The organism is Pseudomonas sp. Bout1 (assembly GCF_034314165.1).
Classification (GTDB): Bacteria; Pseudomonadota; Gammaproteobacteria; order Pseudomonadales; family Pseudomonadaceae; genus Aquipseudomonas.
Genome location: NZ_JAVIWK010000001.1, coordinates 893,782 through 918,830 on the forward strand (window position 1 = coordinate 893,782; position 25,049 = coordinate 918,830).

The 25,049-nt window shown below is 59.1% G+C and carries 19 protein-coding genes and 2 tRNA genes; 12 read left to right on the forward strand and 9 right to left on the reverse strand.

The window, feature by feature from the left end; genetic code table 11:
- Nucleotides 1-46 precede the first annotated feature (46 nt).
- The 12 genes from tpiA to RGV33_RS03955 all read left to right on the forward strand — a co-directional run bounded on the left by tpiA (nucleotide 47) and on the right by RGV33_RS03955 (nucleotide 11,375).
- Nucleotides 47-802 (forward strand): triose-phosphate isomerase, encoded by a 756-nt coding sequence (tpiA, locus tag RGV33_RS03900; RefSeq protein ID WP_010174326.1) that lies wholly within the window; start codon nucleotides 47-49, stop codon nucleotides 800-802.
- A 4-nt stretch (nucleotides 803-806) separates the two neighbouring features.
- Nucleotides 807-1,190: a preprotein translocase subunit SecG gene (secG, locus tag RGV33_RS03905; RefSeq protein WP_026078118.1), complete on the forward strand. Its 384-nt coding sequence runs from the start codon at nucleotides 807-809 to the stop codon at nucleotides 1,188-1,190.
- 21 nt (nucleotides 1,191-1,211) lie between these two features.
- A tRNA-Leu gene (locus RGV33_RS03910) sits at nucleotides 1,212-1,297 on the forward strand.
- 96 nt (nucleotides 1,298-1,393) lie between these two features.
- Nucleotides 1,394-1,470: transfer RNA gene (locus RGV33_RS03915), tRNA-Met, on the forward strand.
- A gap of 140 nt (nucleotides 1,471-1,610) precedes the next feature.
- Nucleotides 1,611-2,069 carry a ribosome maturation factor RimP gene (gene rimP / locus RGV33_RS03920; protein ID WP_034117933.1) on the forward strand — a complete coding sequence of 153 codons (459 nt, stop codon included), beginning with the start codon at nucleotides 1,611-1,613 and terminating at the stop codon, nucleotides 2,067-2,069.
- Nucleotides 2,070-2,116: 47 nt separating this feature from the next.
- The gene (gene nusA, locus RGV33_RS03925) at nucleotides 2,117-3,598 is read left to right on the forward strand and encodes a transcription termination factor NusA (RefSeq protein WP_003212187.1); all 1,482 of its coding nucleotides are present in this window, start codon (nucleotides 2,117-2,119) and stop codon (nucleotides 3,596-3,598) included.
- 27 nt (nucleotides 3,599-3,625) lie between these two features.
- Nucleotides 3,626-6,148 (forward strand): translation initiation factor IF-2, encoded by a 2,523-nt coding sequence (infB, locus tag RGV33_RS03930; RefSeq protein WP_322143168.1) that lies wholly within the window; start codon nucleotides 3,626-3,628, stop codon nucleotides 6,146-6,148.
- A gap of 159 nt (nucleotides 6,149-6,307) precedes the next feature.
- Nucleotides 6,308-6,709 (forward strand): 30S ribosome-binding factor RbfA, encoded by a 402-nt coding sequence (rbfA, locus tag RGV33_RS03935; RefSeq protein WP_003212184.1) that lies wholly within the window; start codon nucleotides 6,308-6,310, stop codon nucleotides 6,707-6,709.
- Nucleotides 6,710-6,712: 3 nt separating this feature from the next.
- Entirely contained in the window at nucleotides 6,713-7,630 is a 918-nt protein-coding gene (truB, locus tag RGV33_RS03940; protein WP_177089466.1) for a tRNA pseudouridine(55) synthase TruB, read from the forward strand.
- 260 nt (nucleotides 7,631-7,890) lie between these two features.
- Complete coding sequence (gene rpsO, locus RGV33_RS03945) at nucleotides 7,891-8,160, forward strand: 30S ribosomal protein S15 (protein ID WP_003177875.1); 270 nt, start codon at nucleotides 7,891-7,893, stop codon at nucleotides 8,158-8,160.
- Nucleotides 8,161-8,354: 194 nt separating this feature from the next.
- Nucleotides 8,355-10,460 carry a polyribonucleotide nucleotidyltransferase gene (gene pnp / locus RGV33_RS03950; protein ID WP_322143169.1) on the forward strand — a complete coding sequence of 702 codons (2,106 nt, stop codon included), beginning with the start codon at nucleotides 8,355-8,357 and terminating at the stop codon, nucleotides 10,458-10,460.
- 294 nt (nucleotides 10,461-10,754) lie between these two features.
- Entirely contained in the window at nucleotides 10,755-11,375 is a 621-nt protein-coding gene (locus RGV33_RS03955; protein ID WP_322143170.1) for a BON domain-containing protein, read from the forward strand.
- Between the two features lie 329 nt (nucleotides 11,376-11,704).
- Here RGV33_RS03955 and RGV33_RS03960 read toward each other — a convergent pair whose 3' ends face one another.
- The 9 genes from RGV33_RS03960 to RGV33_RS04000 all read right to left on the reverse strand — a co-directional run bounded on the left by RGV33_RS03960 (nucleotide 11,705) and on the right by RGV33_RS04000 (nucleotide 24,612).
- Nucleotides 11,705-14,638, reverse strand: a complete 2,934-nt coding sequence (locus RGV33_RS03960) for a DUF748 domain-containing protein (protein WP_322143171.1) — start codon at nucleotides 14,636-14,638, stop codon at nucleotides 11,705-11,707.
- A 108-nt stretch (nucleotides 14,639-14,746) separates the two neighbouring features.
- Complete coding sequence (locus RGV33_RS03965; RefSeq protein WP_322143172.1) at nucleotides 14,747-15,763, reverse strand: class I SAM-dependent rRNA methyltransferase; 1,017 nt, start codon at nucleotides 15,761-15,763, stop codon at nucleotides 14,747-14,749.
- Nucleotides 15,764-15,806: 43 nt separating this feature from the next.
- Entirely contained in the window at nucleotides 15,807-16,682 is an 876-nt protein-coding gene (locus tag RGV33_RS03970; RefSeq protein ID WP_322143173.1) for an oxygenase MpaB family protein, read from the reverse strand.
- Between the two features lie 6 nt (nucleotides 16,683-16,688).
- Nucleotides 16,689-18,626, reverse strand: coding sequence for an acetate--CoA ligase (gene acs / locus RGV33_RS03975; protein ID WP_322143174.1), 1,938 nt, complete (start codon nucleotides 18,624-18,626; stop codon nucleotides 16,689-16,691).
- Between the two features lie 183 nt (nucleotides 18,627-18,809).
- Nucleotides 18,810-20,474, reverse strand: a complete 1,665-nt coding sequence (pgi, locus tag RGV33_RS03980) for a glucose-6-phosphate isomerase (RefSeq protein WP_322143175.1) — start codon at nucleotides 20,472-20,474, stop codon at nucleotides 18,810-18,812.
- Nucleotides 20,475-20,702: 228 nt separating this feature from the next.
- Nucleotides 20,703-21,554, reverse strand: a complete 852-nt coding sequence (panC, locus tag RGV33_RS03985; RefSeq protein WP_322143176.1) for a pantoate--beta-alanine ligase — start codon at nucleotides 21,552-21,554, stop codon at nucleotides 20,703-20,705.
- Nucleotides 21,551-22,351: a 3-methyl-2-oxobutanoate hydroxymethyltransferase gene (gene panB, locus RGV33_RS03990; protein WP_322143177.1), complete on the reverse strand. Its 801-nt coding sequence runs from the start codon at nucleotides 22,349-22,351 to the stop codon at nucleotides 21,551-21,553. The genes panC and panB overlap by 4 nt, the downstream gene beginning before the upstream one ends.
- Before the next feature lie 364 nt (nucleotides 22,352-22,715).
- Nucleotides 22,716-23,201, reverse strand: a complete 486-nt coding sequence (gene folK / locus RGV33_RS03995) for a 2-amino-4-hydroxy-6-hydroxymethyldihydropteridine diphosphokinase (protein WP_322143178.1) — start codon at nucleotides 23,199-23,201, stop codon at nucleotides 22,716-22,718.
- 4 nt (nucleotides 23,202-23,205) lie between these two features.
- Nucleotides 23,206-24,612: a polynucleotide adenylyltransferase PcnB gene (locus tag RGV33_RS04000; protein ID WP_322143179.1), complete on the reverse strand. Its 1,407-nt coding sequence runs from the start codon at nucleotides 24,610-24,612 to the stop codon at nucleotides 23,206-23,208.
- Between the last annotated feature and the right edge of the window lie 437 nt (nucleotides 24,613-25,049).

A 25,049-nucleotide genomic window follows, 5' to 3' on the forward strand; every position in this document is an offset into this window, starting at 1 on the left:
TGTGGTTGGGTAACATCTGCGCCCACTTTGACCGACGGGGTACAGCATGCGTCGCACTATGGTAGCTGGTAACTGGAAGATGCACGGTACCCGCGCCAGTGTCGCTGAGCTGATCAACGGCCTTCGTCATTTGGCCTTGCCTGGCGGTGTAGATGTCGCGGTATTCCCGCCTTGCTTGTATATCAATCAAGTGATTGATGGCTTGAAAGGCAAGTCGATTCAGGTCGGCGCGCAGAACTCTGCGGTGGAATCCATGCAGGGTGCGTTGACCGGTGAGATTGCGCCGAGTCAGCTGGTTGATGCGGGTTGTTCCCTGGTGCTTGTTGGGCACTCCGAGCGCCGCCAGATCATGGGCGAGCGTGATGGGACACTCAATCGCAAATTCGCAGCGGCACAGGCTTGTGGCTTGATTCCGGTGTTGTGCATAGGGGAGACCCTTGAGCAGCGTGAGTCCGGTAAAACTCTTGAAGTTGTCGGGCGTCAGCTGGGCAGCATCATCGAGGAGCTGGGAGTCGGTGCCTTTGCAAATGCAGTAATTGCTTACGAGCCGGTCTGGGCCATTGGTACCGGGCTGACTGCTTCGCCGCAACAGGCGCAGGATGTGCACGCAGCCATTCGCGCGCAGTTGGCGGCAGAGAATTCTGAGGTCGCACGAGGTGTGCGGCTTCTATACGGCGGCAGCGTGAAGGCGGCCAATGCGGTCGAACTGTTCGGCATGCCGGATATCGATGGGGGGCTCATTGGTGGAGCTTCCCTGAATGCAGATGAGTTCGGTGCGATTTGTCGCGCCGCGGGAAACTGAAAAAATGCTGGAAACAGTCATCGTTGTTTTTCATCTGCTGGGTGCACTGGGCGTAGTTGCCCTGGTTTTGCTGCAGCAGGGTAAAGGTGCGGACGCTGGTGCGTCTTTCGGGGCAGGTGCTTCAAATACTGTGTTCGGAAGCCAAGGTTCCTCTACCTTTCTTAGTAAGTTTACTGCTATACTTGCCGCCGGTTTCTTCATAACCAGCTTGGGGTTAGGTTACTTTGCTAAAGAGAAAGCTCATGTGCTGACTCAGGTAGGTCTCCCAAACCCAGCAGTGTTGGAAGTACCAAAAGCAAAACCGGCTTCTGATGATGTCCCGGTGCTTCAAGAGCAAAAGTCGGCTACTCCAGCGACTGACGTGCCTCCAGCTCAAGAGCAAAAGTAAGAAGGTTGTAAACGCTGTATTGCCGAGGTGGTGGAATTGGTAGACACGCAACCTTGAGGTGGTTGTGCCCATAGGGTGTAGGGGTTCGAGTCCCCTTCTCGGTACCAATTATCAGGAGAGCCCGCTGTTGCGGGCTTTCTTGTAGGTGGAAGGTTACATTGACCCTGTAAGGGATCGGTCGTATACTTCCGCCCCAGCTTTGTCGCGGGGTGGAGCAGTCTGGTAGCTCGTCGGGCTCATAACCCGAAGGTCGTCGGTTCAAATCCGGCCCCCGCAACCAGTTTTAGCGGAGCCCCTTTTAAGGGGCTTTTTGTTAGCTGGACACTTTCAACGCCGCTGTTCGACGGCGTTTCAAGGATGGGCGTTTCGCCCATTTTTTTATTTTGCACAGCATGCACATACATGCACGAGGGGGTTCAGGTGTCGAGCAAGCTAGAAGAGTTGCAGGCCTTGTTGGCCCCGGTGATCGTGGCCCTAGGCTATGAATGCTGGGGTATTGAGTTTTCGGCTCAAGGTCGCCACTCAATGTTGCGCGTTTATATCGATAAAGAGGGCGGCGTGCTGGTGGACGATTGTGCCATTGTCAGCCGTCAGATCAGCGGTGTCCTGGATGTTGAAGATCCGATCGCTGTTGAATACACCCTCGAAGTTTCCTCGCCTGGCATGGAACGCCCACTGTTCACTATTGATCAGTTTGCAAAATTTGCCGGTGAACAAGTGAAGATCAAGCTGCGCTCTCCCTTTGAAGGGCGACGCAACTTTCAGGGCCTTCTGCGCGGTGTAGAAGAGCAGGACGTCGTGGTGCAGGTAGAAGACCATGAGTTCCTGTTGCCGATCGATATGATCGACAAGGCCAACATTATTCCCAGTTTTGACTGAGACGCGGATCCCGCGGATCCAATGGCTTGCGAAAGGCGAGGCGTACGATGAGCAAAGAAGTACTGCTGGTTGTTGAGTCGGTATCCAATGAAAAGGGCGTACCGGCAAACGTGATTTTTGAAGCGCTGGAGCTGGCCCTGGCCACTGCTACCAAAAAGCGTTTTGAAGACGAAGTTGATCTGCGTGTGGAAATCAACCGCCACACCGGTGCCTACGAGACTTTCCGTCGCTGGACGGTCGTCGAGGAAGCCGATCTTGATGATCCGGCCATCGAAACCTGGCCGAGCAAGGTTGCTGAAACGCACCCGGGCGCCCAGGTCGGTGATGTCGTCGAAGAAAAGATCGAATCCATCGAGTTCGGCCGCATCGCTGCACAGACTGCCAAGCAAGTCATCGTGCAGAAGGTCCGCGAAGCCGAGCGCGCTCAAGTCGTTGACGCCTATCGCGAGCGCCTGGGGGAAATTATCTCCGGCACCGTGAAAAAGGTTACCCGCGACAACGTGATCGTCGACCTGGGTAACAACGCTGAAGCGTTGCTGGCCCGCGAAGACATCATTTCCCGCGAAACTTTCCGGGTCGGTGTGCGCTTGCGTGCGCTGCTCAAGGAAATCCGCACCGAGAACCGCGGCCCTCAGCTGATCCTGTCGCGTACCGCGCCGGAAATGCTGATCGAGTTGTTCCGCATCGAAGTGCCGGAAATTGCCGAAGGCCTGATCGAAGTCATGGCTGCGTCCCGCGATCCGGGTTCGCGCGCCAAGATCGCGGTCCGCTCCAAGGACAAACGCATCGACCCGCAAGGTGCTTGCATTGGTATGCGCGGTTCGCGCGTCCAGGCAGTGTCGGGCGAATTGGGCGGTGAGCGTGTGGACATCGTCCTGTGGGACGATAACCCGGCGCAGTTTGTGATCAACGCAATGTCGCCTGCTGAAGTGGCGGCAATTATCGTTGACGAGGATGCCCATGCAATGGACATCGCCGTTGGCGCAGACAATCTGGCTCAGGCCATCGGTCGCGGTGGTCAGAACGTACGTTTGGCCAGCCAGTTGACCGGCTGGACCCTGAACGTGATGACCGAATCGGACATCCAGGCTAAGCAGCAAGCAGAAACCGGTGACATCCTGCGCAACTTCATCGACGAGCTGGAAGTCGACGAAGACCTGGCGCAGGTGCTGGTAGATGAAGGCTTCACCAGCCTGGAAGAGATTGCCTACGTACCGTTGGAAGAAATGCTCAACATCGACGGCTTTGACGAAGACACCGTCAACGAGCTTCGCGCTCGGGCCAAGGATCGTTTGTTGACTAAAGCCATCGCTACTGAGGAAAAGCTGGCAGACGCCCATCCGGCCGAAGACCTGCTCTCGCTTGAGGGTATGGACAAGGATTTGGCGATGGAACTGGCGGTGCGCGGCGTAATTACCCGCGAAGACCTGGCCGAGCAGTCTATTGACGACCTGCTCGACATCGACGGCATTGACGATGATCGTGCCGGCAAGTTGATCATGGCCGCCCGAGCCCATTGGTTCGAGTAATTAGGCGCGGCCTGAGGAGAGAAGTGCATGACGCAAGTCACGGTGAAACAACTGGCCGATGAGGTCAAAACACCGGTAGAGCGCCTGTTGCAGCAGATGCGTGAGGCAGGTCTGCCGCACACCGCCGCCGATGAAGGTGTGAGCGATAGTGAGAAGCAGTCTTTGCTGACTCACTTGAAGAGCAGCCACAAGGCGAAAGTGGAAGAACCGCGCAAGATTACATTGCAGCGCAAAACCACCAGCACCCTGCGTGTTGCTGGTAGCAAGAGCATCAGCGTTGAAGTACGCAAGAAGAAAGTCTTCGTACAGCGCAGCCCGGAAGAAATTGAAGCCGAGCGCAAACGCGAACTGGAAGAACGTCGCGCAGTAGAAAATACTGCTCGTCAGAAGGCTGAAGAAGAAGCCAAGCGTCGCGCCGAAGAAGAAGCGCGTCGCCAGCCTGCTGCTGCGCAATCTGCTAACGCTGATGCAGTTGCTGCGCCTAGCGCGCCTGTAGAAGCTGTTCGTGAGGCCGCTCCGGTTGCTGCCGCGCCTGCTCCTGCAGCCGACGCTCGCAAACGCGAAGAACCTCGTCGTCCGGACAAACCACGTGCAGACGATAACAATCGTCGTGGCAGTGGCGATGGTGAGCGCAAAAACGCTCCACATCGTGCTTCGGTCAAAGAGAAGGCGCCAGCGCCACGCGTTGCTCCACGTACTACCGACGAAGAAAGCGACAGCTTCCGTCGCGGTGGTCGCGGCAAGGCCAAGCTGAAGAAGCGCAACGCCCACGGTTTCCAGAGCCCAACCGGCCCTGTCGTGCGTGATGTGCAGATCGGCGAGACCATCACTGTTGGCGACCTCGCCAACCAGATGTCGGTCAAGGCTGCTGAAATCATCAAGTTCATGTTCAAACTGGGTACTCCAGCCACCATCAACCAGGTACTGGATCAGGAAACTGCCCAACTGGTTGCTGAAGAGCTGGGCCACAAAGTGACCCTGGTCAGCGACACCGCCCTGGAAGATTCCCTGGCCGAGTCCCTGAAGTTTGAAGGTGAGACGTTCTCCCGTGCGCCAGTCGTGACCGTAATGGGCCACGTTGACCACGGTAAAACCTCGCTGCTCGACTACATCCGTCGTGCCAAGGTAGCTGCAGGCGAAGCCGGCGGTATCACCCAGCACATCGGTGCCTACCACGTTGAAACCGAACGCGGCATGGTCACCTTCCTCGACACCCCTGGTCACGCCGCGTTTACCGCAATGCGTGCCCGTGGTGCCAAGGCGACTGACATCGTGATCCTGGTAGTTGCAGCGGACGACGGCGTAATGCCGCAGACCATTGAAGCTGTCCAGCACGCCAAGGCCGCTGGTGTTCCACTGGTTGTAGCAGTGAACAAAATCGACAAGCCGGGCGCCGATCTCGATCGCATCCGTAGCGAACTGTCGGTTCACGGCGTGACTTCGGAAGAGTGGGGCGGTGATACGCCATTCGTTTCGGTTTCGGCGAAAGTCGGTACCGGTGTAGACGAACTGCTCGAAGCGGTCCTGCTGCAAGCCGAAGTACTCGAACTGAAAGCAACCCCATCGGCCCCTGGTCGCGGTGTTGTGGTTGAATCGCGTCTCGACAAAGGTCGTGGCCCGGTTGCAACCGTTCTGGTTCAAGACGGTACCCTGCGCCAAGGCGACATGGTGCTGGTCGGTTCGAACTATGGCCGTGTACGTGCCATGCTCGACGAGAACGGCAAGCCAATCAAGGAAGCCGGTCCTTCCATCCCTGTCGAGATCCTCGGCCTGGACGGTACCCCGGACGCTGGCGACGAGATGAGCGTGCTGTCGGATGAGAAGAAAGCCCGTGAAGTGGCTCTGTTCCGTCAAGGCAAGTTCCGCGAAGTCAAGCTGGCCCGTGCTCACGCCGGCAAGCTGGAAAACATCTTCGAGAACATGGGCCAGGCTGAGAAGAAGACGCTTAACATCGTCCTCAAATCTGACGTTCGTGGTTCCCTCGAAGCGTTGAACGGCGCCTTGAACGGCCTGGGTAACGACGAAGTGCAAGTGCGTGTTGTCGGTGGCGGTGTCGGTGGTATCACCGAGTCCGATGCCAACCTGGCACTGGCTTCCAACGCTGTACTGTTCGGCTTCAACGTGCGTGCCGATGCTGGCGCACGGAAGATCGTCGAGCAGGAAGGCCTGGACATGCGTTACTACAACGTCATCTACGACATCATCGAAGACGTCAAGAAAGCCCTTACCGGCATGCTTGGCAGCGACGTCCGGGAGAACATCCTGGGTGTGGCCGAGGTGCGTGACGTGTTCCGCTCGCCGAAATTCGGCGCGATCGCCGGTTGCATGGTTATCGAAGGTGTTGTGCACCGTAACCGTCCAATCCGTGTACTGCGTGAAGACATCGTTATCTTCGAAGGCGAGCTGGAATCCCTGCGCCGCTTCAAGGATGACGCTTCCGAAGTACGTGCCGGCATGGAATGCGGTATTGGCGTCAAGAGCTACAACGACGTCAAGGCTGGCGACAAGATCGAAGTTTACGAGAAGGTCCAGGTTGCTCGCAGCCTCTAACTCGCGCACTTCAAGGGCCACGCGGCGCCCGGGCATGCAAATGCCAGGCGCCGTGTTCGGACTCTAAACGCAACGCCCGGTCTGGCTTTTGTCAGGCCGGGCGTTTGCCGCTTTCAGACCCCACGGGTTTCACCGTGTGGCAGTAACAGGTAACAAGACATGGCAAAAGAATACAGCCGTACCCAGCGTATCGGCGATCAGATGCAGCGTGAGCTGGCACAACTGATCCGTCGTGAAGTAAAAGACCCACGTGTTGGCCTGGTCACCATCACCGCCGTTGAAGTGAGCCGTGACGTTGGTCACGCCAAGATCTTCATCACCGTGATGGGCCAGGACAACAGCGAAGAAATCGCGCAAAGCATCAAGGTGCTCAACTCTGCCGCAGGCTTCCTGCGCATGCAGTTGGCCCGTGAAATGAAGCTGCGCAGCGTTCCGCAGTTGCACTTCCACTACGACGAAAGCGTCGTGCGTGGCGCGCACCTGTCGGCACTGATCGAGCGGGCCGTGGCTGAAGACAATCAGCACCCGGAATCCGCCACGCCTGAAGACGCCAAGGAGTAGTCGGTGGCTCAGGTCAAACGTATCCGTCGTAACGTCAGCGGCATCATTCTGCTCGACAAACCCATTGGCTTTACCTCCAATGCGGCGTTGCAGAAGGTTCGCTGGCTGCTCAATGCCGAGAAGGCAGGGCACACCGGCAGCCTCGACCCCTTGGCCACTGGCGTATTGCCGTTGTGCTTTGGCGAGGCCACCAAGTTTTCGCAATACCTGCTCGATTCCGACAAGGGTTACGAAACCCTGATGCAACTGGGCAAGACCACCACCACGGCCGACGCCGAAGGTGATGTTTTGCAGGTTCGCGACGTGACCGTTGGTCGTGCTGATATCGAAGCTGCGTTGCCCGCTTTTCGTGGGCAAATCAGTCAGATACCGCCGATGTACTCGGCCCTCAAGCGTGATGGCCAGCCTCTTTACAAGCTGGCACGTGCAGGTGAAGTGGTGGAGCGCGAACCGCGTTCTGTTACTATTGCGCGCTTGGAATTGCTCGCCGCTGAAGGCGACACTGCCCGGTTGGCAGTGGACTGCAGCAAAGGCACCTATATCCGTACCCTCGTGGAAGATATCGGTGAGCAACTGGGCTGTGGCGCATACGTTGCAGAGCTGCGGCGTACCCAGGCCGGCCCTTTCACCCTGGCCCAGACGGTCACGCTGGAAGAGCTGGAAGCAGTACATGCCGAAGGCGGCAACGAGGCGGTAGATCGCTTCCTGATGCCATCGGACAGCGGTTTGCTGGATTGGCCATTGCTGCACTTCTCGGAGCACAGCGCGTTCTACTGGCTTAACGGCCAACCGGTACGCGCGCCGGATGCGCCGAAGTTCGGCATGGTGCGAGTACAAGATCACAACGGTCGCTTTATCGGTATCGGTGAAGTGAGCGAAGACGGGCGCATCGCGCCGCGTCGACTGATTCGGTCAGAATGACCGAAACCAGTTTGTGGTAAAAGCGTAGCGAGCGAAGGTAAGACAAGGAAAAAACAGGCGAGGAGGCGGAGTTAACTGCTGTTAATGAGCATTCCGAGCCTGTTTTTGACGCAGGATTACCGAGCGCAGTAGCTTTTACGCAAACTGGAACGAGGGTGGCTGTTAGCAGGCATGGTCACTACTCATTTTTAGATACAGGGATTTGTCCCTGGCCTGTTGAAACCGCCCTTTGGGTGGTTTCCTGAAAAAAGGATTGCCTCATGGCTCTCGACGTTCAAGAAAAAGCTCAAATCGTAGCTGACTACCAGCAAGCTGTTGGTGACACTGGTTCGCCAGAAGTGCAAGTTGCACTGCTGACCCACAACATCAACAAGCTGCAAGGTCACTTCAAGGCCAACGGTAAAGATCACCACTCCCGTCGTGGTCTGATCCGCATGGTAAACCAGCGTCGTAAGCTGCTGGATTACCTGAAAGGCAAGGATCTGGGTCGTTATCAGACTCTGATCGGTCGCCTGGGTCTGCGTCGCTAATAAGCGATTGCGCTAGAGGTTGGTTGGCTGTCGTGTGCCAGTGGGTTTCCCGCTGGCCCATGGCAGGCTTCCAGCCTCAAGTTTTATCTGGATACACGTTTTACCCTGGACAGGCGTTGGGCCGATTCCCGACATTGCCCAAGAATTTCGCAAGAAGACAAGTTCCCCAAGAGCCACAAAGAAGGTAGGACACCGTGAACCCGGTTATCAAAAAATTCCAGTTCGGTCAATCGACCGTTACCCTCGAGACAGGCCGTATCGCCCGTCAAGCCTCCGGCGCAGTGCTGGTCACCGTTGACGACGACGTCACCGTATTGGTGACCGTTGTAGGCGCCAAGACCGCTGACCCAAGCAAAGGCTTCTTCCCTCTTTCCGTTCACTACCAGGAAAAGACTTACGCTGCCGGTAAGATCCCTGGTGGTTTCTTCAAGCGCGAAGGCCGTCCTTCCGAGAAAGAAACCCTGACTTCCCGACTGATCGACCGTCCGATCCGTCCGCTGTTCCCAGAAGGCTTCATGAACGAAGTGCAGGTTGTCTGCACCGTCGTTTCCACCAGCAAGAAGACCGATCCGGACATCGCTGCGATGATCGGTACCTCGGCTGCCCTGGCCATCTCCGGTATTCCTTTCGATGGCCCGATCGGCGCCGCTCGCGTGGCATTCCACGAAAGCACCGGCTACCTGCTGAACCCGACTTACGAACAACAGAAAGCTTCGAGCCTGGACATGGTCGTTGCCGGTACTTCGGAAGCCGTATTGATGGTTGAATCGGAAGCCAAAGAGCTGACCGAAGACCAGATGCTGGGCGCGGTACTGTTTGCTCACGACGAGTTCCAGGTTGTGATCAACGCCGTTAAAGAACTGGCCGCCGAAGCTGCCAAGCCAACCTGGACCTGGGCTCCACAGCCTGAAGCGACTGCTCTGCTGGGCGCGATCCGTGCCGAGTTCGGCGACGCGATCTCCCAGGCTTACACCATCACCATCAAGGCCGACCGTTACGCTCGCCTGGGTGAGTTGAAAGACCAGGTTGTTGCCAAACTGTCCGGTGAAGAAGGCCAGCCTTCGTCCAGCGAAGTCAAAGCAGCGTTCGGCGAAATCGAATACCGCACCGTTCGCGAAAACATCGTTAACGGCAAGCCACGTATCGACGGCCGCGACACCAAGACCGTACGTCCGCTGAACATCGAAGTCGGCGTTCTGCCAAAAACCCACGGTTCGGCCCTGTTCACCCGTGGCGAAACCCAGGCTCTGGTAGTTGCAACACTGGGTACTGCCCGTGACGCACAGCTGTTGGACACCCTGGAAGGCGAGAAAAAAGACCCGTTCATGCTGCACTACAACTTCCCTCCGTTCTCGGTAGGTGAGTGTGGTCGCATGGGTGGTGCTGGTCGTCGCGAAATCGGTCACGGCCGCCTGGCCCGTCGTTCGATCGCTGCCATGCTGCCTGCCGCCGACGTGTTCCCGTACACCATTCGTGTTGTGTCGGAAATCACCGAGTCCAACGGTTCCAGCTCCATGGCTTCGGTCTGCGGTGCTTCCCTGGCCCTGATGGACGCCGGTGTGCCGATGAAGGCACCGGTTGCCGGTATCGCCATGGGCCTGGTTAAAGAAGGCGAGAAGTTCGCCATCCTGACCGACATCCTGGGTGACGAAGACCACTTGGGCGACATGGACTTCAAAGTAGCCGGTACCGCCAAAGGTGTTACCGCGCTGCAGATGGACATCAAGATCAAAGGCATCACCGAAGAGATCATGGAAATCGCTCTGGGCCAAGCCCTGGAAGCGCGCCTGAACATCCTCGGCCAGATGAACGTGATCATTGGTCAGTCGCGTACCGAGCTGTCGGAAAATGCTCCGACCATGATCGCGATGAAAATCGACACCGACAAAATCCGTGATGTTATCGGTAAAGGCGGCGCGACCATTCGTGCGATCTGTGAAGAGACCAAGGCTTCGATCGACATCGAAGACGACGGCTCGATCAAGATCTTCGGCGAAACCAAGGAAGCAGCTGAAGCAGCACGTCAGCGCGTTCTGGGCATCACCGCTGAAGCCGAGATTGGCAAGATCTACGTCGGTAAGGTTGAGCGCATCGTCGACTTCGGCGCATTCGTCAACATCCTGCCAGGCAAAGACGGTCTGGTGCACATCTCCATGTTGAGCGACGCTCGCGTTGAGAAAGTGACCGACATTCTGAAAGAAGGCCAGGAAGTGGAAGTGCTGGTACTGGACGTGGATAACCGCGGCCGTATCAAGCTGTCCATCAAGGACGTAGCAGCAGCCAAGGCTTCGGGCGTTTAATCACCCCGTTGCTGCACGCTGAAAAAAGGACTCTTCGGAGTCCTTTTTTATGCCTGCCGGAAAGTGTCGGGAAATCAGGTGCTTACCAGGCCCCTAAAGCCGCAACTTGCATGCAGGCACAGTCCGGTTCATGCAAGTTGCACGATTCCGAAAATCAGCTGATTCTATAACATGTTGTTTTAAAAGGATTTTATTTGGTTTTGGGTCTTGGCACACTGCCTGCAATAACCCTGTTAACGCTGCAGCATCAAGGTTCACACACTGCAGATTTTTAATAAAACAGGAGTTACTCGTATGAAGAAGTTCGCTCTCGCTACTGCTACCGCTCTGACCCTGGCCATGGGTGCTAACGTGGCCTTTGCTCAGACTTCCCAAGCTCCAATGACCCTGGCGGCTGGTGAAGCCACCAAGGCTAAAGAAAGCGTTTCGGATACCTGGATCACCACCAAGGTTAAATCCGACCTGCTGACCGAGAAAGGCATTCCTGGTTCGGACATCAAGGTTGAAACCAACAAAGGCGTGGTTTCCCTGTCCTCGACAGTCGCTATCTCCGATTCGCAAAAAGCTACTGCTGTAGCAATCACCAAGAAAATCAAAGGCGTGACCGCGGTTTCGGCTGACGGCCTGATGGCCGGCGGTGCAACTAAAGCTGATAACGTCGACAAAACCAAAAGCGCAGCAGCTGGCGCCAAAGAGTCCACCTCGGACACTTGGATCACCACCAAAGTGAAAGCTGACCTGGTAACCGAGAAAGGCATTCCTGGTACCGACATTAAGGTCGAAACCAACAAAGGCGTAGTTTCCCTGTCTTCGACCGTAGCGGTCACTGAAGCTCAGAAAACTACCGCGGTGAATATCGCCAAGAAAATCAAAGGCGTTAAATCTGTTTCGGCTGCTGGCCTGCAAGCAGAGTAACGCTTAACGAATCGCCTGAACTAGGCAGAGGCGGCCACGAGCGAGTCTAGACATCCGCTCAATGCACCTCACAGGTTCATGCGACCGGCCACACGGATGTGGTCATTACAGGCCCCGGCACTTGTGCCGGGGCCTGTTCTATTGTGGGTAGAAAAGTGGGGAGGTCAGAGGCTCTTGTGGCGAGGGGCTTGCCCCCCGTTGGGCTGCGTAGCGGCCCCTTGGTATGACGACGGTGATCCGCCTGAATGACCGCGACGCCCTCATTGGGGCCGCTACGCAGCCCAACGAGGGACAAGCCCCCTCGCCACAGATGTTCAGCGGGTGCCGGTTTATTCGGCGTCCAGATGCATCGGTGTCACCACCCGGCCATCTTTCTGCGCTTCACCGAGGTTGGCGTCGATAAAGTAAACCCGGTCGTCTTCGAGTTTCCCCTTGTCCACCAGGTAGTCCTTGATCGCGCTGGCGCGGTCCTGGCCCAGTTGGCGCAGCAGCACGTCACTGGCGCTCCAGAACTTGATCACACCGTCTCGCAGCTTGGCAGTGCGGTCATCGCTGCTGAGGTCTTTCCACTCGGGCGGCGGCTGCAGTTTGAGGCGGGTGCGGTAGATGCCTTCCAGCAGCGGAGCCTTTTCTTTTTCCGGGACAGCAAGCAGCGACGCCTGGGCCGGGACTTTATCGCCACGGCGCTGCAAGATCTTGTAGTAGTTGTACTGGTATTCGCGTTCCAGTCGCTGTGCGGCCAAAAGCGGGCCGTCACTGCTGGCGGCGGCGGTACCTTCGATTTCCAGGCGCAGGGCGGGGCGTTCTTTGAGCGCCTTGGCCAGGCTGTCCAGTGCCGACTCGGAGTCCTTGCTCAGATCGCTGGAACCCGCGGCGAAAGACACGTTGCCGAGGTCTTGCGCACCACCACCGCTAATCAGCCCGCCGATAAACTTGAACGGCGCCGTGGCTGCACGCACCACCAGGTTACGCAGCGTCTGCCATACAATCGGCATCACGCTGAATTGCGGGTTGTTCAAGTCGCCGGTCACCGGCAGCTCAATGGAGATCTTGCCGTCGCTGTCTTTGAGCAGGGCAATCGCCAGGCGAATTGGCAGGTCCACGGCGTCGGCACTGTCAACCTTTTCGCCCAGTTGCAGTTGCTCAACCACCACCTTGTTCTCGGCCTTCAACTGGCCCTTGGTGATGACGTAATGCAGGTCGAGGTTGAGTCGGCCCTTGCGGATGCGGAACCCGGCGAACTTGCCCGAGTACGGCGTCAGCGTGGTCAGTTCGACACGCTTGAAGCTGGTGGCGATGTCCAGCGCCGCCATCGGGTCAAACGGGTTCACGCTGCCCTTGATGGTGACTGGCGCGTAACGGTCGACCTTGCCCTTCACGTCGACGGTCGCCGGTTTGGCCTGGCGACTGTCGATGGTGCCAATCTGGCCGTTGAGCTGTTGGATGGCCGTGGCGAAGTTCGGGGTCAGGCTGAAGTCGGCGAAGTTGGCCGAGCCGTCGTTGATCGCAATTTGACCAATGTGAATGCCCAGCGGCTTTTCTTTGCCAGCCACAGGTTTTGCAGCGGGCTTACTGGCGCCGTTTGCCGGCTGCGGAATCAGCAGGTCATCGATGTTGGTGGTGCGGTCGTCGTTGATCATGAAGCGCGCATAGGGTTGCAGCAGGTTGACCTTGTCGATCGACAGGCTGTCGCCGTGTTGATAATTCACGCCTTCGAGCACCAACCGCTGCCACTTGAGGAAGTCGCGGGTCTTCATGGTGTCCAGGGTGTGCAACTGGTCGACCTGCGCCCGGCCAGTTACCTGGAACGCCAGGGGCTCGGTGCTTTTCAGGTTGACGTCGAGGTTGCTCCCCAGCATGCCGCTACGCAGTTCCAGGCGGATAAACGGGCTGATATAAGATTGGGCAACGCGCAGGTCGATGTCCTTGGTATCCACTTTCAGCTTGGCGGTAACCGGGTTCAAGTTGACCTGGCCGGTTGCCTGCAGCTTGCCTTGTTTGCCTACCCCAGTATCGAGCTTGAGGGTAAACGGGCTCTGGTTGAGGCTATCGAAATCCTGCAGGTCCAGGTTCAGCGGGCCGACTTCCAGGGCGACTGCCGGTTTAGCCGAGCGGTCAGCCAGGTGCACTTGGTAGTCGCGCAGTTGCACGTCCTTGAGCAGCACTTGCCAAGGCTTGCTCGGGGCTGGCGGCGCCGGTTTTGGCGAGTCGGCGGTGGCGGGTGCGGTAGCCGGTTCGGGCGCGGCTGCCGGCTTGCTCGGTTGGCTGGCGAACAGTTTCTGCCAGTCGAGCTGGCCGTCTGCTTCAAGGGCGGCCCAGGTTTCGAGCTTGTTGCTGCGAATCTTGCCGACAATCACCTGCTGTTTGGCCAGGTCCACGGAGGTGTCACTGACGTCCAGGCGTTCCAGGCGGGCCAATGGCCGGCCATCCGGCGTCTTGATCGCGAACGGCGCGACGCTCAAGGTGACGTTGGTCAGGTTAAGCTCGGTTTCCTTGGCCAGGCTCAACTTGTAGTCGGTGCTGAAGTTGAGGACGCCGTCGTCGAGTACCAGAGGCACCGCGTCACGCACATAGGGCCACCAGACTTTCATCTTGCCGTCGGTAACCTTGAGTTTGCCTTCGGAGGCAATCGGGATGAGGCTGAAGTTGCCGGTCCAGTCGATCTGGCCACCTTCGGGCCCGGCCGCAACCAGCGTCATATCAGCGTTGTCTTCGGGCAACGTGCTGAGGTTCTTCAGCTCGAAATCCAGTTTGTCGTAGAGAAACTCGATCGGCTCACTGGGGCGCAAATCCTGGAAGTGCACATAACCGCCCGCCAGCTTGATGTTATCGATGCGCAGCGGGAACGGCTTGGCGTTCGGATCGGTTGGCGTCGGCTCGCTGGCGGGCAATTTGAACAGTTGCGCCAGGTTTAGCTGGCCGGATTTGTCGAACAGCAGCTCGGTCTTCGGCTTGTCGAGTTGTACGTCCGCCAGGTGCAGGGCGCGGGTCCACAGGCTGTCGAGTTGCAGGTTGGCATAGAGGCGTTCAAAGCCCACTTGCTCCTTGCCGGGCTCACCGATATTCAGGCCCCACACGGTCAATTCGAGGCTGAACGGGTTGAGCTCGATACGCTGGATATGCGCCGGCACGGTGGCGTAATTGGCCAACTGTTGGTTGGCCACGCGAAGGGCAATGCCGGGGAGAATAAGAAAGCCCAGCAAACTGTACAGGGCAAGGGCGGTCAGCAAGGCGCCAGCGGCGCGAATCAATCCTTTGGGCATATGTGACGCCATCTATGTCGATCAAGAGTGCCTTGGAGTATGGCACGGGTTTACGGTTCCGAAGCACCGGGCCTTTATTACCGCGACCAGGCCCTTTTGGGACAAGTCTTACAGCTGCAGGATCAGGGTCTTCAGCGGGGGCTGCTGGTCTTGCGACGGGAAGTCTGCTCCGGGTGTCATGGCCTGCCAGTCGCGTACCGGGCGCCCGGCCTTTTCGGCGCAGCGCAGTACCTGGTCACGCCAGTCGTCCATGCTGACTCTTGCGAGGTTGTTGCAGCAGATCAGCACGCCGTTATCGGCAGTCGCCAGCAGTGCTGGCTTGAGCAGGCTCTGGTAGTCGCGCAGCAGGTCGACGGTGCCGAAGGCGCTCTTGGCCCAGGCTGGCGGGTCGAGCAGCACCAGGTCGTATTGGCGTTGATCCAGGCGCGGATAACTCGGCAGTTTTTGCCCGCGGCGCTGGCTGATGGGCAGGCCGGCCAGTTGGCGGATAGCCGGGAAATAGTCTGACTGCACAAATTCCATCGTCGGCAATTGCGGGTTCAACTGACCGTTTTCGCGACCGACCGCCAGGTTGCCCTCGGCAAAGTCCAGGTTGCACACCTCACGGGCGCCGCCGGCCGCCGCGCTCAGGCCTACGCCGCAGGTATAGGCGAACAGGTTCAGCACGCTCTTGCCGGCACTGTGTGCCTTGACCCAGCCGCGAGTGTTGCGCAGGTCGAGGAAAAGCAGCGGGTCCTGGCCGGCATGCCGACCACGCACGCGGTAATTGAGGCCCCATTCATGGCCGATCAAGTCTTCCAGGGCGGCAGGTTCCGCGCGGTACACCGTGTCTTCACGGTCGATGCGCGAGTTGCCCCGGGAGCGGTCGTTATAGACCAGCAGCAGTTCCAGCCCCAAGTGCTGGTTGATCGCTTGGTGCAGCTGCAACAGGTCGTCACTTTCCAGCGACTGGTGAAAACTCTGCACCAGCAGTTGCGGGCCATAGCGGTCGATAGTCAGGCCGCCGGCGCCTTCCTGGCTGCCGTGGAACAGGCGATAGCAATCGGTGCCTTGTGCGTGCAGCTCGGCGAGCAGGTCCTGGCGATGATCGAGGGCGGCGCGCAGCGCCTGTTTCAAGGAAGACATAGTGCGCGCCTTGCAGAGTCATTGGGGCGCGGGAGTTTAACAGTTATGGCTCCAGCAGGCCCATTCGCCTGTGGGCCCGCTGCACCGAACCGTTGCGCATGGCCCAGCGTAACAAGGGTGCACTGCGCTTGACCCCGGCGCGGATCATCTGGCGTTGGAGGGGGCGTTGCTTCTGCTCGAGCATGTCGCTGGCCCAGTCCGGCAGCAGGTCGATACCCGCCTGCATCATCAATGAGCCAAATGGCTTGGCCAGGGCGCTGGGAGATGGCGCATTGAGTAGCAGGCGCAGGACTTCGTGGCTGCGTTCATCACACAGCAGTTGCGGACGAATACGCTCAAGGTAATCGGAAATTTCCTGGCGCGAACGCGGCACATGGCGCGCGCCCAGTTGCTCGGCCACCAAGGCGATTTCGCTGTAATAGCGATCCTGATCCCTGGGCGATAAATCCGGGTTGCGATAACGCAGGTGGGCGGCGAGAAAATTGCTGACCTCCGCCACATGCACCCAGGTCAGCAGCTCGGGGTCGCTGGCGGCATACGGGCGCCCATCGGGCGCATGCCCGACTACTTGCAGGTGAATGGTGCGCACTTTCTCGATCAGCCATTCGGCGTCACGCCGTGAACCAAAGGTGGTCCCGGAAATAAACTGCGAGGTGCGTCGCAAGCGACCGAGCATGTCCTGGCGAAAGTTCGAGTGGTCCCAAACGCCAGCCAACGCCAGCGGGTGCAACGCCTGCAACATCAGCGCGCTGATGCCGCCGATCAACATGCTGCTGAAGTCGCCATGGACCTTCCAGCTCACCGAGTTCGGCCCAAACAGACCTGGGTCGCCCTTGGGGTTTTCCAGGTCGAGTTGGCCGAGCGATAAGCCGGTGAGGCTCATCAACTGGTTTTCGATGCGGCTGCGAATGAATTCCATGGGTTCCTATCGGTTGAGGCGCTTGTCGATCAAACCGTCCACCACGCTCGGGTCGGCGAGGGTGGAAGTATCTCCCAGGCTGTCCAGTTCGTTGCAGGCAATCTTGCGCAAAATCCGCCGCATGATCTTGCCTGAGCGGGTTTTCGGCAAGGCCGGCGCCCATTGAATCAGCTCGGGCTTGGCGAAACTGCCGATTTCCTTGCTCACCAGGTCCAGCAGATGCTTTTTCAACGTATCGTTGGGCTCGACGCCGTTCATTGGCGTGACAAAGGCATAGATACCCTGGCCTTTGACGTCGTGGGGATAACCCACCACGGCGGCTTCGGCGACCTGATCATGCAGCACCAGCGCGCTTTCCACCTCGGCGGTGCCGATGCGGTGTCCCGACACGTTGATCACATCGTCGATGCGCCCGGTGATCCAGTAGTCCCCGTCCTCGTCCCGCCGCGCGCCGTCGCCGGTGAAGTAGTAGCCGGGATAGGGTTTGAAATAGGTGTCGATCATCCGCTGCGGGTCGCCGTACACGCTGCGGATTTGCCCCGGCCAGCTGGATTTGATCGCCAGCACGCCGCTGCCGGCGCCACTGATTTCCTTGCCTTGCTCGTCGAGCAGCACCGGCACTACGCCAAACATTGGCTGGGTCGCGCAGCCGGGTTTGATCCGTTGGGCGCTGACCAGCGGACTGAGCATGATGCCGCCGGTTTCGGTCTGCCACCAGGTGTCGACAATCGGGCAGCGTTGTTCGCCGACCGCGTTGAAGTACCAATCCCAGGCTTCCGGGTTGATCGGCTCACCGACACTGCCCAGCAGGCGCAGGCTGGCGCGGGAAGTGTTTTCCAGCGGGCCATGGCCTTCACGCATCAGCGCGCGCAAGGCGGTGGGCGCGGTGTAGAAGATGTTGACCTTATGTTTGTCGATCACCTGCCAGAAACGTGAGCTGTCGGGGTAGCTCGGCACACCCTCGAACATCAGCGAGGTCGCGCCATTGGCCAGCGGGCCGTAGACGATGTAGCTGTGGCCGGTCACCCAGCCGACATCGGCGGTGCACCAGAACACTTCGCCGTCGCGGTAGTCGAGCACGTACTTGAAGGTCATCGCCGCTTGCAGCAGGTAGCCGCCTGTGGTGTGCAGCACGCCTTTGGGTTTGCCGGTGCTGCCGGAGGTGTAGAGGATAAACAGCGGGTCTTCCGCGTCCATCGGCTCGGGCGGGCAGTCGTCGCTCGCCGCGTCCAGGGCCTGTTGATATTTGAGGTCGCGCCCTTCAGTCCAATTGACTTGCGCACCGGTGCGTTGCACCACCAGCACCGTGCTGACGTCCGGGCAACTGGCTAGAGCCTTGTCGACATTCTGTTTTAGCGCCACCGGCTTGCCCCCACGCACGCCCTCATCGGCGGTGATAACCGTGCGGCAGTCGGCGTCGAGAATGCGGTCGCGCAGGGCGTCTGGCGAAAAACCACCAAATACTACCGAATGCACCGCGCCGATCCGCGTGCAGGCCAGCATCGCGTAGACCGCCTCGGGAATCATCGGCATGTAGATGCACACCCGGTCGCCTTTCTTCACGCCACGGCTTTTCAGCACGTTGGCCAGGCGGCTGACATTTTGGTGGAGTTGGCGGTAGGTGATGTTGGAAGATTTTGCGGGGTCATCGCCTTCCCAGATGAAGGCAGGCTGGTCAGCACGTTGGGCCAGGTGACGGTCGATGCAGTTGTAGCTGACGTTCAGTTGACCACCGGCAAACCATTGGGCGGCGCCGGTCTTGATGTCGGATTTGTGCACGGTTTGCCAAGGCGTGCTCCAGTCGAGGAAGCGCTTGGCCTGCTCGGCCCAGAAGGTGTCGGGTTGTTCAACGGATTGGCGGTAAAGGCGCTGGTAGTCCTCTTGACTGAGTTGCGCAGCCCGGCGGACGGCATCGGCGGTGGGGAAGGTGCTGATATCGAACATGAGGGATCCTTATTCTTGTTTTTGCGACAAGAGGGGAGCTTTGCGACCCTCGCAGGAACTGGCTTGCCAGCGATTGCATCACCTCGGTATTGAATTTCACCGAGGTGTCTGCATGGCTGGCAAGCCAGCTCCTACAAGGGTCCGCTCCCGCAGGTTCAGACCCTCATTGTAGTGCTGTTACCATCAACCGCGGTGACGACCGCGGAAGTAGTTGATCAGCCCTTGGGTGGACGCATCGTCCGCAGGCTGCTCTTCGGTACCGGTCAGGCGGTTGTAGACGCCTTTGCCCAGCTCCTTGCCCAACTCCACGCCCCATTGGTCGAAGGCGTTGATGCCCCAGATGACGCTCTGCACGAACACTTTGTGCTCATACATGGCCACCAGCGCGCCAAGGCGGCGAGGGCTGATGCGCTCAACCACAATGGTGTTGCTTGGGCGATTGCCCGGGATCACCTTGTGCGGTGCCAGCTTCTGCACTTCGGCTTCGTCCATGCCTTTGTCGCGCAGCTCGGCTTCGGCTTCGCTGCGGGTCTTGCCGAGCATCAGCGCCTGGCTTTGGGACAGGCAGTTGGCGTAAAGCCACTGATGGTGATCGGACACCGGGTTGAAGCTGACGATCGGCACGATAAAGTCGGCCGGGATCAGTTGGGTACCCTGGTGCAGCAACTGGTGGTAAGCGTGTTGACCGTTGCAGCCTACGCCGCCCCAGATAACCGGGCCGGTGTCGGTGGAAACCGGCGTACCGTCCTGGCGCACGCTCTTGCCGTTGGATTCCATGTCCAGTTGTTGCAAGTGCTTGGTGATGTTACGCAGGTAGTGGTCGTACGGCAGGATCGCGTGGCTCTGCGCGCCCCAGAAGTTGCCGTACCACACGCCCAGCAGGCCCAGCAGCACCGGCATGTTCGCCTCGAACGGCGCGGTCTGGAAGTGCTGGTCCATGGTGTAGGCACCAGACAGCAGTTCCTTGAAGTTGGACATGCCGATGGCCAGGGCGATCGGCAGGCCGATGGCCGACCACAACGAGTAACGACCGCCAACCCAGTCCCACATCGGGAAGATGTTTTCTTCGCGGATACCGAAGGCCACGGCTGCCGCGTTGTTGCTCGATACGGCGATAAAGTGGCGATACAGCTCGGCTTCCGAGCCACCCTGGGCCAGGTACCAGGCGCGGGCGGCCTGGGCGTTTTTCAGGGTTTCGAGGGTGTTGAAGGATTTCGACGAGACGATGAACAGCGTGGTCTCGGCGCGCAGCTTCATGGTCAGCTCGTGGAACTCGCTGCCGTCGATGTTCGCCAGGTAATGGCAGCGCACGCCTTTGTGGGCGTAGGACAACAGAGCTTCAGACACCAGCTCCGGGCCGAGGAACGAGCCACCGATACCAATGTTCACCACGTCGGTGATCGGCTTCTCGGTGTAGCCACGCCACAGGCCGTCGTGGATGCGGCCGACCAGGTCAGTGATCTGGTTCAGCACCTTGTGCACGTCCGGCATGATGTTCACGCCATTGACCGACAGCTTGTCACCCACCGGGCGGCGCAGCGCGGTGTGCAGCGCCGGGCGGCCTTCGGAAGAGTTGACCGGCTCGCCGTTGAACAGCGACTTGATCGCGCCCTGAAGATCGACTTCCTTGGCCAGGCCTACCAGCAGGTCGCGGGTTTCGCTGGTGATCAGATTTTTCGAGTAATCGAGGAAAAGTCCGCAGCTGCTCAAGGTGAACTGGTTAAAGCGCTGGGGATCGGCATTAAAGGCTTCGCGCATGCTGAAATCCTGCATGGCTTGGCGATGTTGATTGAGCGCTTGCCAGGCGGGCAGAGCGGTAACGTCATGAGGAGTGCGGTAGTACGCCATCGCTGCGGGTTTCCTTTTTTTATTGCTGGGACTGCTTTTAGGACACTTGAAAGCCGGGAATGTGCTGTCTTTGTGAAGATGACAGGCTCCGGTCGACGCCAACCAATAGCGTAGGGCGAATACATTAAACCTAGCGTGTCGATCTGTCTTGGCTTTGTCTGCGCTGTGGCCGGTACTTTTTTATACCGGCCGATCAGGCAGTGCAACAGGCGGGGGTATGTGGCAGGGTCAGTTCAGCTGCAAATGCAGGTTGTCGATCAGCCGGGTAGCGCCCAGGTAAGCGGCGACCAGAATCACTACGTCCCGGTCTTCAGCGGTTGCCGGGCGCAGGTGCAGGCCGTGGCGGACTTCCAGGTAATCCATGCGAAAGCCTGCCGCTTCAATCTGCTGAACCTGTGCGGCACGCAGTTTGGCGAAATCGCGGTCGCCACCTTCAATCGCCGCGGCAATCTCGCTGAGGCTGCGGTAAAGCACCGGGGCAATGGCACGCTGTTCCTCGGTGAGGTAACCGTTGCGCGACGACAGCGCCAGGCCATCGTCGGCGCGCACGGTGGGCTCGCCGATAATCTGGATCGGCATATTCAGGTCATGGACCATGGCGCGAATCACTGCCAGTTGCTGGTAGTCCTTCTGGCCAAAGATCGCAAGGTCCGGCTGGACCATGTTGAACAGCTTGCTGACCACCGTGGCCACACCTTCAAAATGCCCGGGACGGCTGGCGCCGCACAGGCCTTCGGACAGTTGCGGCACGCTGACACGCGTCTGGCCGGCCATGCCGTCCGGGTACATCTCGTCGACGGTCGGGGCGAACAGCAGGTTGCATCCGGCCTGCAGCAGTTTCTCCTGATCAGCCGCGAGCGTGCGCGGGTACTTGTCCAGGTCTTCGCCGGCGCCGAATTGCAGCGGGTTGACGAAGATGCTCGCCACCACGAAGTCCGCTTGTTGCGCGGCCTTGGTGACCAGCGTGGCATGGCCGCTGTGCAGGTTGCCCATGGTGGGTACAAAGCCTACGCGTTTGCCCGCATTGCGGGCATGGGCGACGGCGGCGCGCAGTTCGCGCACGGTCTTGACGGTGTTCATGCAGAGAATCCGTGTTCGGCGCCTGGAAAGGTAACGGCTTTGACTTCGCTGACGTAGGCGGCGAGGGCAGATTGAATGCTGTCCTGGCCGGCCATGAAGTTCTTCACGAACTTGGGCACGCGGCCGGAGAGGGACAGGCCCAGCATGTCGTGCAGTACCAATACCTGGCCGTCAGTGGCAGAGCCTGCGCCGATACCGATCACCGGGACTTTGACTGCCTGGGTGATTTCGGCTGCCAATTCGCTCGGCACGCATTCCAGCAAAATCATGCAGGCGCCGGCCTGCTCAAGGGCAATGGCATCAGCGCGCATCTGGCGCGCCTGGGCTTCGCCGCGGCCTTGTACTTTATAGCCGCCGAGGATATTCACTGACTGCGGCGTGAGGCCCATGTGTGCGCAAACCGGCACGCCACGTTCAGCCAGCAGGCGGATCGACTCGGCGAGCCAGGCGGCGCCTTCAACCTTGACCATGTGTGCACCGGCACGCATCAGTTGAGCACTGTTGGTCAGGGTCTGTTCGATGGTGGCGTCGGCCATGAAGGGCAGGTCGGCAATGATGAACGCGCCCTCGTTACCGCGTTTGACGCAGGCGGTGTGGTAAGCGATGTCATCGGTGGTGACCGGCAGAGTGCTGTCATTCCCTTGCAGGACCATGCCCAGGGAGTCCCCCACCAGCAGCACTTCAACGCCAGCCTGGCAACTGGCCTGGGCAAAAGTGGCGTCGTAGCTGGTCAGCATGGTGATTTTTTCACCTTTGAGTTTGAGGCTCTGCAAGGTGCTCAGGGTAACGTTTGGCATGAAAAGGGTCCTCGTTCAGGCGCTTGGAAACAGCGAGTAACGCGCGTGAGTCTTCGTGTATACAGGCGCACTTTCTTAAGGATCAGTGCTTATAAGGCCTGGATTGCGCCCTTTAGCGCCGGGTAGGCGGCAGCGGGACGCCTATAGTCGTGAGGAGGACTCTGGAAGTCAATTGGATGTGTTACCGCATTGTTACGGCGGTGGTGTTACCGCTGTTACTGATGCGATTCAGCAGGTCCACCGGTGTATTCAAAGGCGCCGCAGATCACTGTGGGAGCTGGCTTACCTGCGATTGCATCACCGCGACATACCTGATGCACCGGGTTGTCTGCATCGCAGGCAAGCCAGCTCCCACATGATCGTGTCAGGCCTCCGGCAGGCGTTCCAGGCCGACAAACGGGCAGCCAGCCAGCAGGTCACTTAGCGGGCGGCCATCGGCCAGTTGCAGGTTGGCGGGCGCCAGTTCTGCCAGCGGATAAAGCACAAACGGCCGCAGGTGCATTTGATAGTGCGGCACCTTCAAACGCGGCTCATCTATCAGTCGGTCACCAAATACCAGAATGTCCAGGTCGAGTGTGCGCGGGCCCCAGCGCTCCAGGCGCTCACGGCCCTGGTCGTTCTCGATGGCCTGGAGTGCATCGAGCAACTCCAGAGGCGCAAGTGCGCTGTCCAGGGCTGCGACCGCGTTGGTGTAGCGCGGTTGGCCCGGGAGCAGGGAGTCACTTTGGTAGAAGGCCGAGACGCCCGCCAGCGTAGTGCTCGGCAATTGCGCCAAAGCATCGGCTGCCTGGCGCAATTGTCGTTCGGGGGCCGCCAGGTTGCTGCCCATGCCGATGTAGATACGTTCCACGTGCTTACTCGCCAGACGCGCTCGAGGTATCGCCAGCGCTGCGTTTGCGCTTGCTGCCACTGCTGCGGCGACGCTTTTTCGGGCCATCGCCGGTGGCTTCACCTTTGCTGCTGAGTTCTTTGATCATCTCGCGGCGCTGGCTGTCGTTGGCGTCCTGGTAGTCGGTCCACCATTCGCCCAGGCCGTCGGTCTGCTCGCCGGCGCTTTCGCGCAACAGCAGGAAGTCGTAGCCGGCACGGAAGCGCGGGTTGTCCAGCAGCAGGTCGGCGCGCTTGCCGCTGCGGCGTGGCAGGCGCTCCTGCATGTCCCAGATCTCGCGGATCGGCATGGTGAAGCGTTTCGGGATGGCGATGCGCTGGCATTGCTCGGCGATCAGCTCGTGGGCCGCCTCCTGCATGGCCGGGATCGCCGGCATGCCGCGGTCCTGCAAGCGCATGACGCGTTTTGGAAGCGCTGGCCACAACAGGGCAGCAAACAGGAACGCCGGGGTGACCGGTTTGTTCTGCTTGATGCGCAGGTCGGTGTTGATCAAGGCTTCGCTGATCAGCGTATGGGTGTAGGTCGGGTTGTACTCCAGTGCCTCGGCGCTGGCCGGGAACAGTGGGTCGAACAACTGCAGGTCTACCAGCATTTCGAAGGTGTCGGCGGCATAGCCGGAGAGGAACAGCTTGAGCACCTCTTCGAACAGCCGGGCCGAGGGGATTTCCCGCAGCATCGGTGCAAGGTCGCGGATCGGCGCGGCCGTGTGTTTCTCGATGCCAAAGTTCAGCTTGGCGGCAAACCGCACGGCCCGCAGCATGCGCACCGGGTCTTCCTGGTAGCGTTGCGTCGGGTCGCCGATCAGGCGCAGCAAGTTGTTGCGAATGTCGTGTACGCCATTGGCGTAGTCGAGGATGCGCTCGCTGACCGGGTCGTAGTACAGGGCATTGATGGTGAAGTCGCGGCGTTGCGCATCTTCCTCCAGGGTGCCGTAGACGTTGTCCCGCAGGATGCGTCCGCTTTCATTGCGGGAAGACTGGTTAGTGTCTTCTTCTTCATCGTTTTGCGGGTGGTTGGCGCGGAAGGTCGCGACCTCGATGATCTCGCGACCAAAGTGGATATGCACCAACTTGAAACGCCGGCCAATGATCCGCGCATTGCGGAATTCGGCACGTACCTGTTCCGGCGTGGCGCTGGTGGCGACGTCGAAATCCTTGGGGGTGATGTTGAGCAACATGTCGCGCACGCAACCGCCAACCAGGTAAGCCTGGTAGCCGGCGTTCTGCAGGCGTTCGACGATGTTCACCGCATAACGGCTGAATTGAGCGCGCTGCAGCGAATGCTGGTTGCTGTTAAGCACTTCAGGCGTGCTGCGAATGTGCTGCGTACGACGCAAGGGAGAACGGAATGACTGGAACAACTTCTTCAGCATGGGATGCACTGTTTGAAGGAATGTTCGGCCATAACGAAGAATGACCGCATGATGGGCGGGGATTCTAGCATTTAGTCAGGGGATGGTGTAGGAACTAGCTGCAAGGCTTGAGCCAGAAGCTTAAAAGAAGGGTGGCAAGCGCCAAATCGCGGAAACTACAAGGGGAGCCGAAGCTCCCCCAGAAGTAGTTGCGTGCTCTATTTTTATTATTGGTTTCGGGCTTCTTGTTTTTGTTGATCGCCCTCGCCATGAAGCTTCACCTTCATGACACTCCCAATCGGGAGCCAAGAGCAAACGGATTGCTTTGGTCGCTGTGTTGCTGATCTACGATCCAACCAGTTCAGGCTCTGCCTTAGGGCAGTTTTTGTTGTTCTCGGCCTGGTTGCGGGGCAAGCCCCAAATGCAACGCCTCTCCAAAAGAATCAGTTAGCTGCGCC

Excerpts from the sequence above, each read along its gene's own strand:
- tpiA (WP_010174326.1), top strand. The coding sequence starts at position 47 with ATGCGTCGCACTATGGTAGCTGGTAACTGGAAGATGCACGGTACCCGC.
- secG (WP_026078118.1), top strand. The coding sequence starts at position 807 with ATGCTGGAAACAGTCATCGTTGTTTTTCATCTGCTGGGTGCACTGGGC.
- nusA (WP_003212187.1), top strand. The coding sequence starts at position 2,117 with ATGAGCAAAGAAGTACTGCTGGTTGTTGAGTCGGTATCCAATGAAAAG.
- infB (WP_322143168.1), top strand. The coding sequence starts at position 3,626 with ATGACGCAAGTCACGGTGAAACAACTGGCCGATGAGGTCAAAACACCG.
- rbfA (WP_003212184.1), top strand. The coding sequence starts at position 6,308 with ATGGCAAAAGAATACAGCCGTACCCAGCGTATCGGCGATCAGATGCAG.
- rpsO (WP_003177875.1), top strand. The coding sequence starts at position 7,891 with ATGGCTCTCGACGTTCAAGAAAAAGCTCAAATCGTAGCTGACTACCAG.
- RGV33_RS03955 (WP_322143170.1), top strand. The coding sequence starts at position 10,755 with ATGAAGAAGTTCGCTCTCGCTACTGCTACCGCTCTGACCCTGGCCATG.
- RGV33_RS03960 (WP_322143171.1), bottom strand. The coding sequence starts at position 14,638 with ATGCCCAAAGGATTGATTCGCGCCGCTGGCGCCTTGCTGACCGCCCTT.
- RGV33_RS03965 (WP_322143172.1), bottom strand. The coding sequence starts at position 15,763 with ATGTCTTCCTTGAAACAGGCGCTGCGCGCCGCCCTCGATCATCGCCAG.
- RGV33_RS03970 (WP_322143173.1), bottom strand. The coding sequence starts at position 16,682 with ATGGAATTCATTCGCAGCCGCATCGAAAACCAGTTGATGAGCCTCACC.
- acs (WP_322143174.1), bottom strand. The coding sequence starts at position 18,626 with ATGTTCGATATCAGCACCTTCCCCACCGCCGATGCCGTCCGCCGGGCT.
- pgi (WP_322143175.1), bottom strand. The coding sequence starts at position 20,474 with ATGGCGTACTACCGCACTCCTCATGACGTTACCGCTCTGCCCGCCTGG.
- panC (WP_322143176.1), bottom strand. The coding sequence starts at position 21,554 with ATGAACACCGTCAAGACCGTGCGCGAACTGCGCGCCGCCGTCGCCCAT.
- panB (WP_322143177.1), bottom strand. The coding sequence starts at position 22,351 with ATGCCAAACGTTACCCTGAGCACCTTGCAGAGCCTCAAACTCAAAGGT.
- RGV33_RS04000 (WP_322143179.1), bottom strand. The coding sequence starts at position 24,612 with ATGCTGAAGAAGTTGTTCCAGTCATTCCGTTCTCCCTTGCGTCGTACG.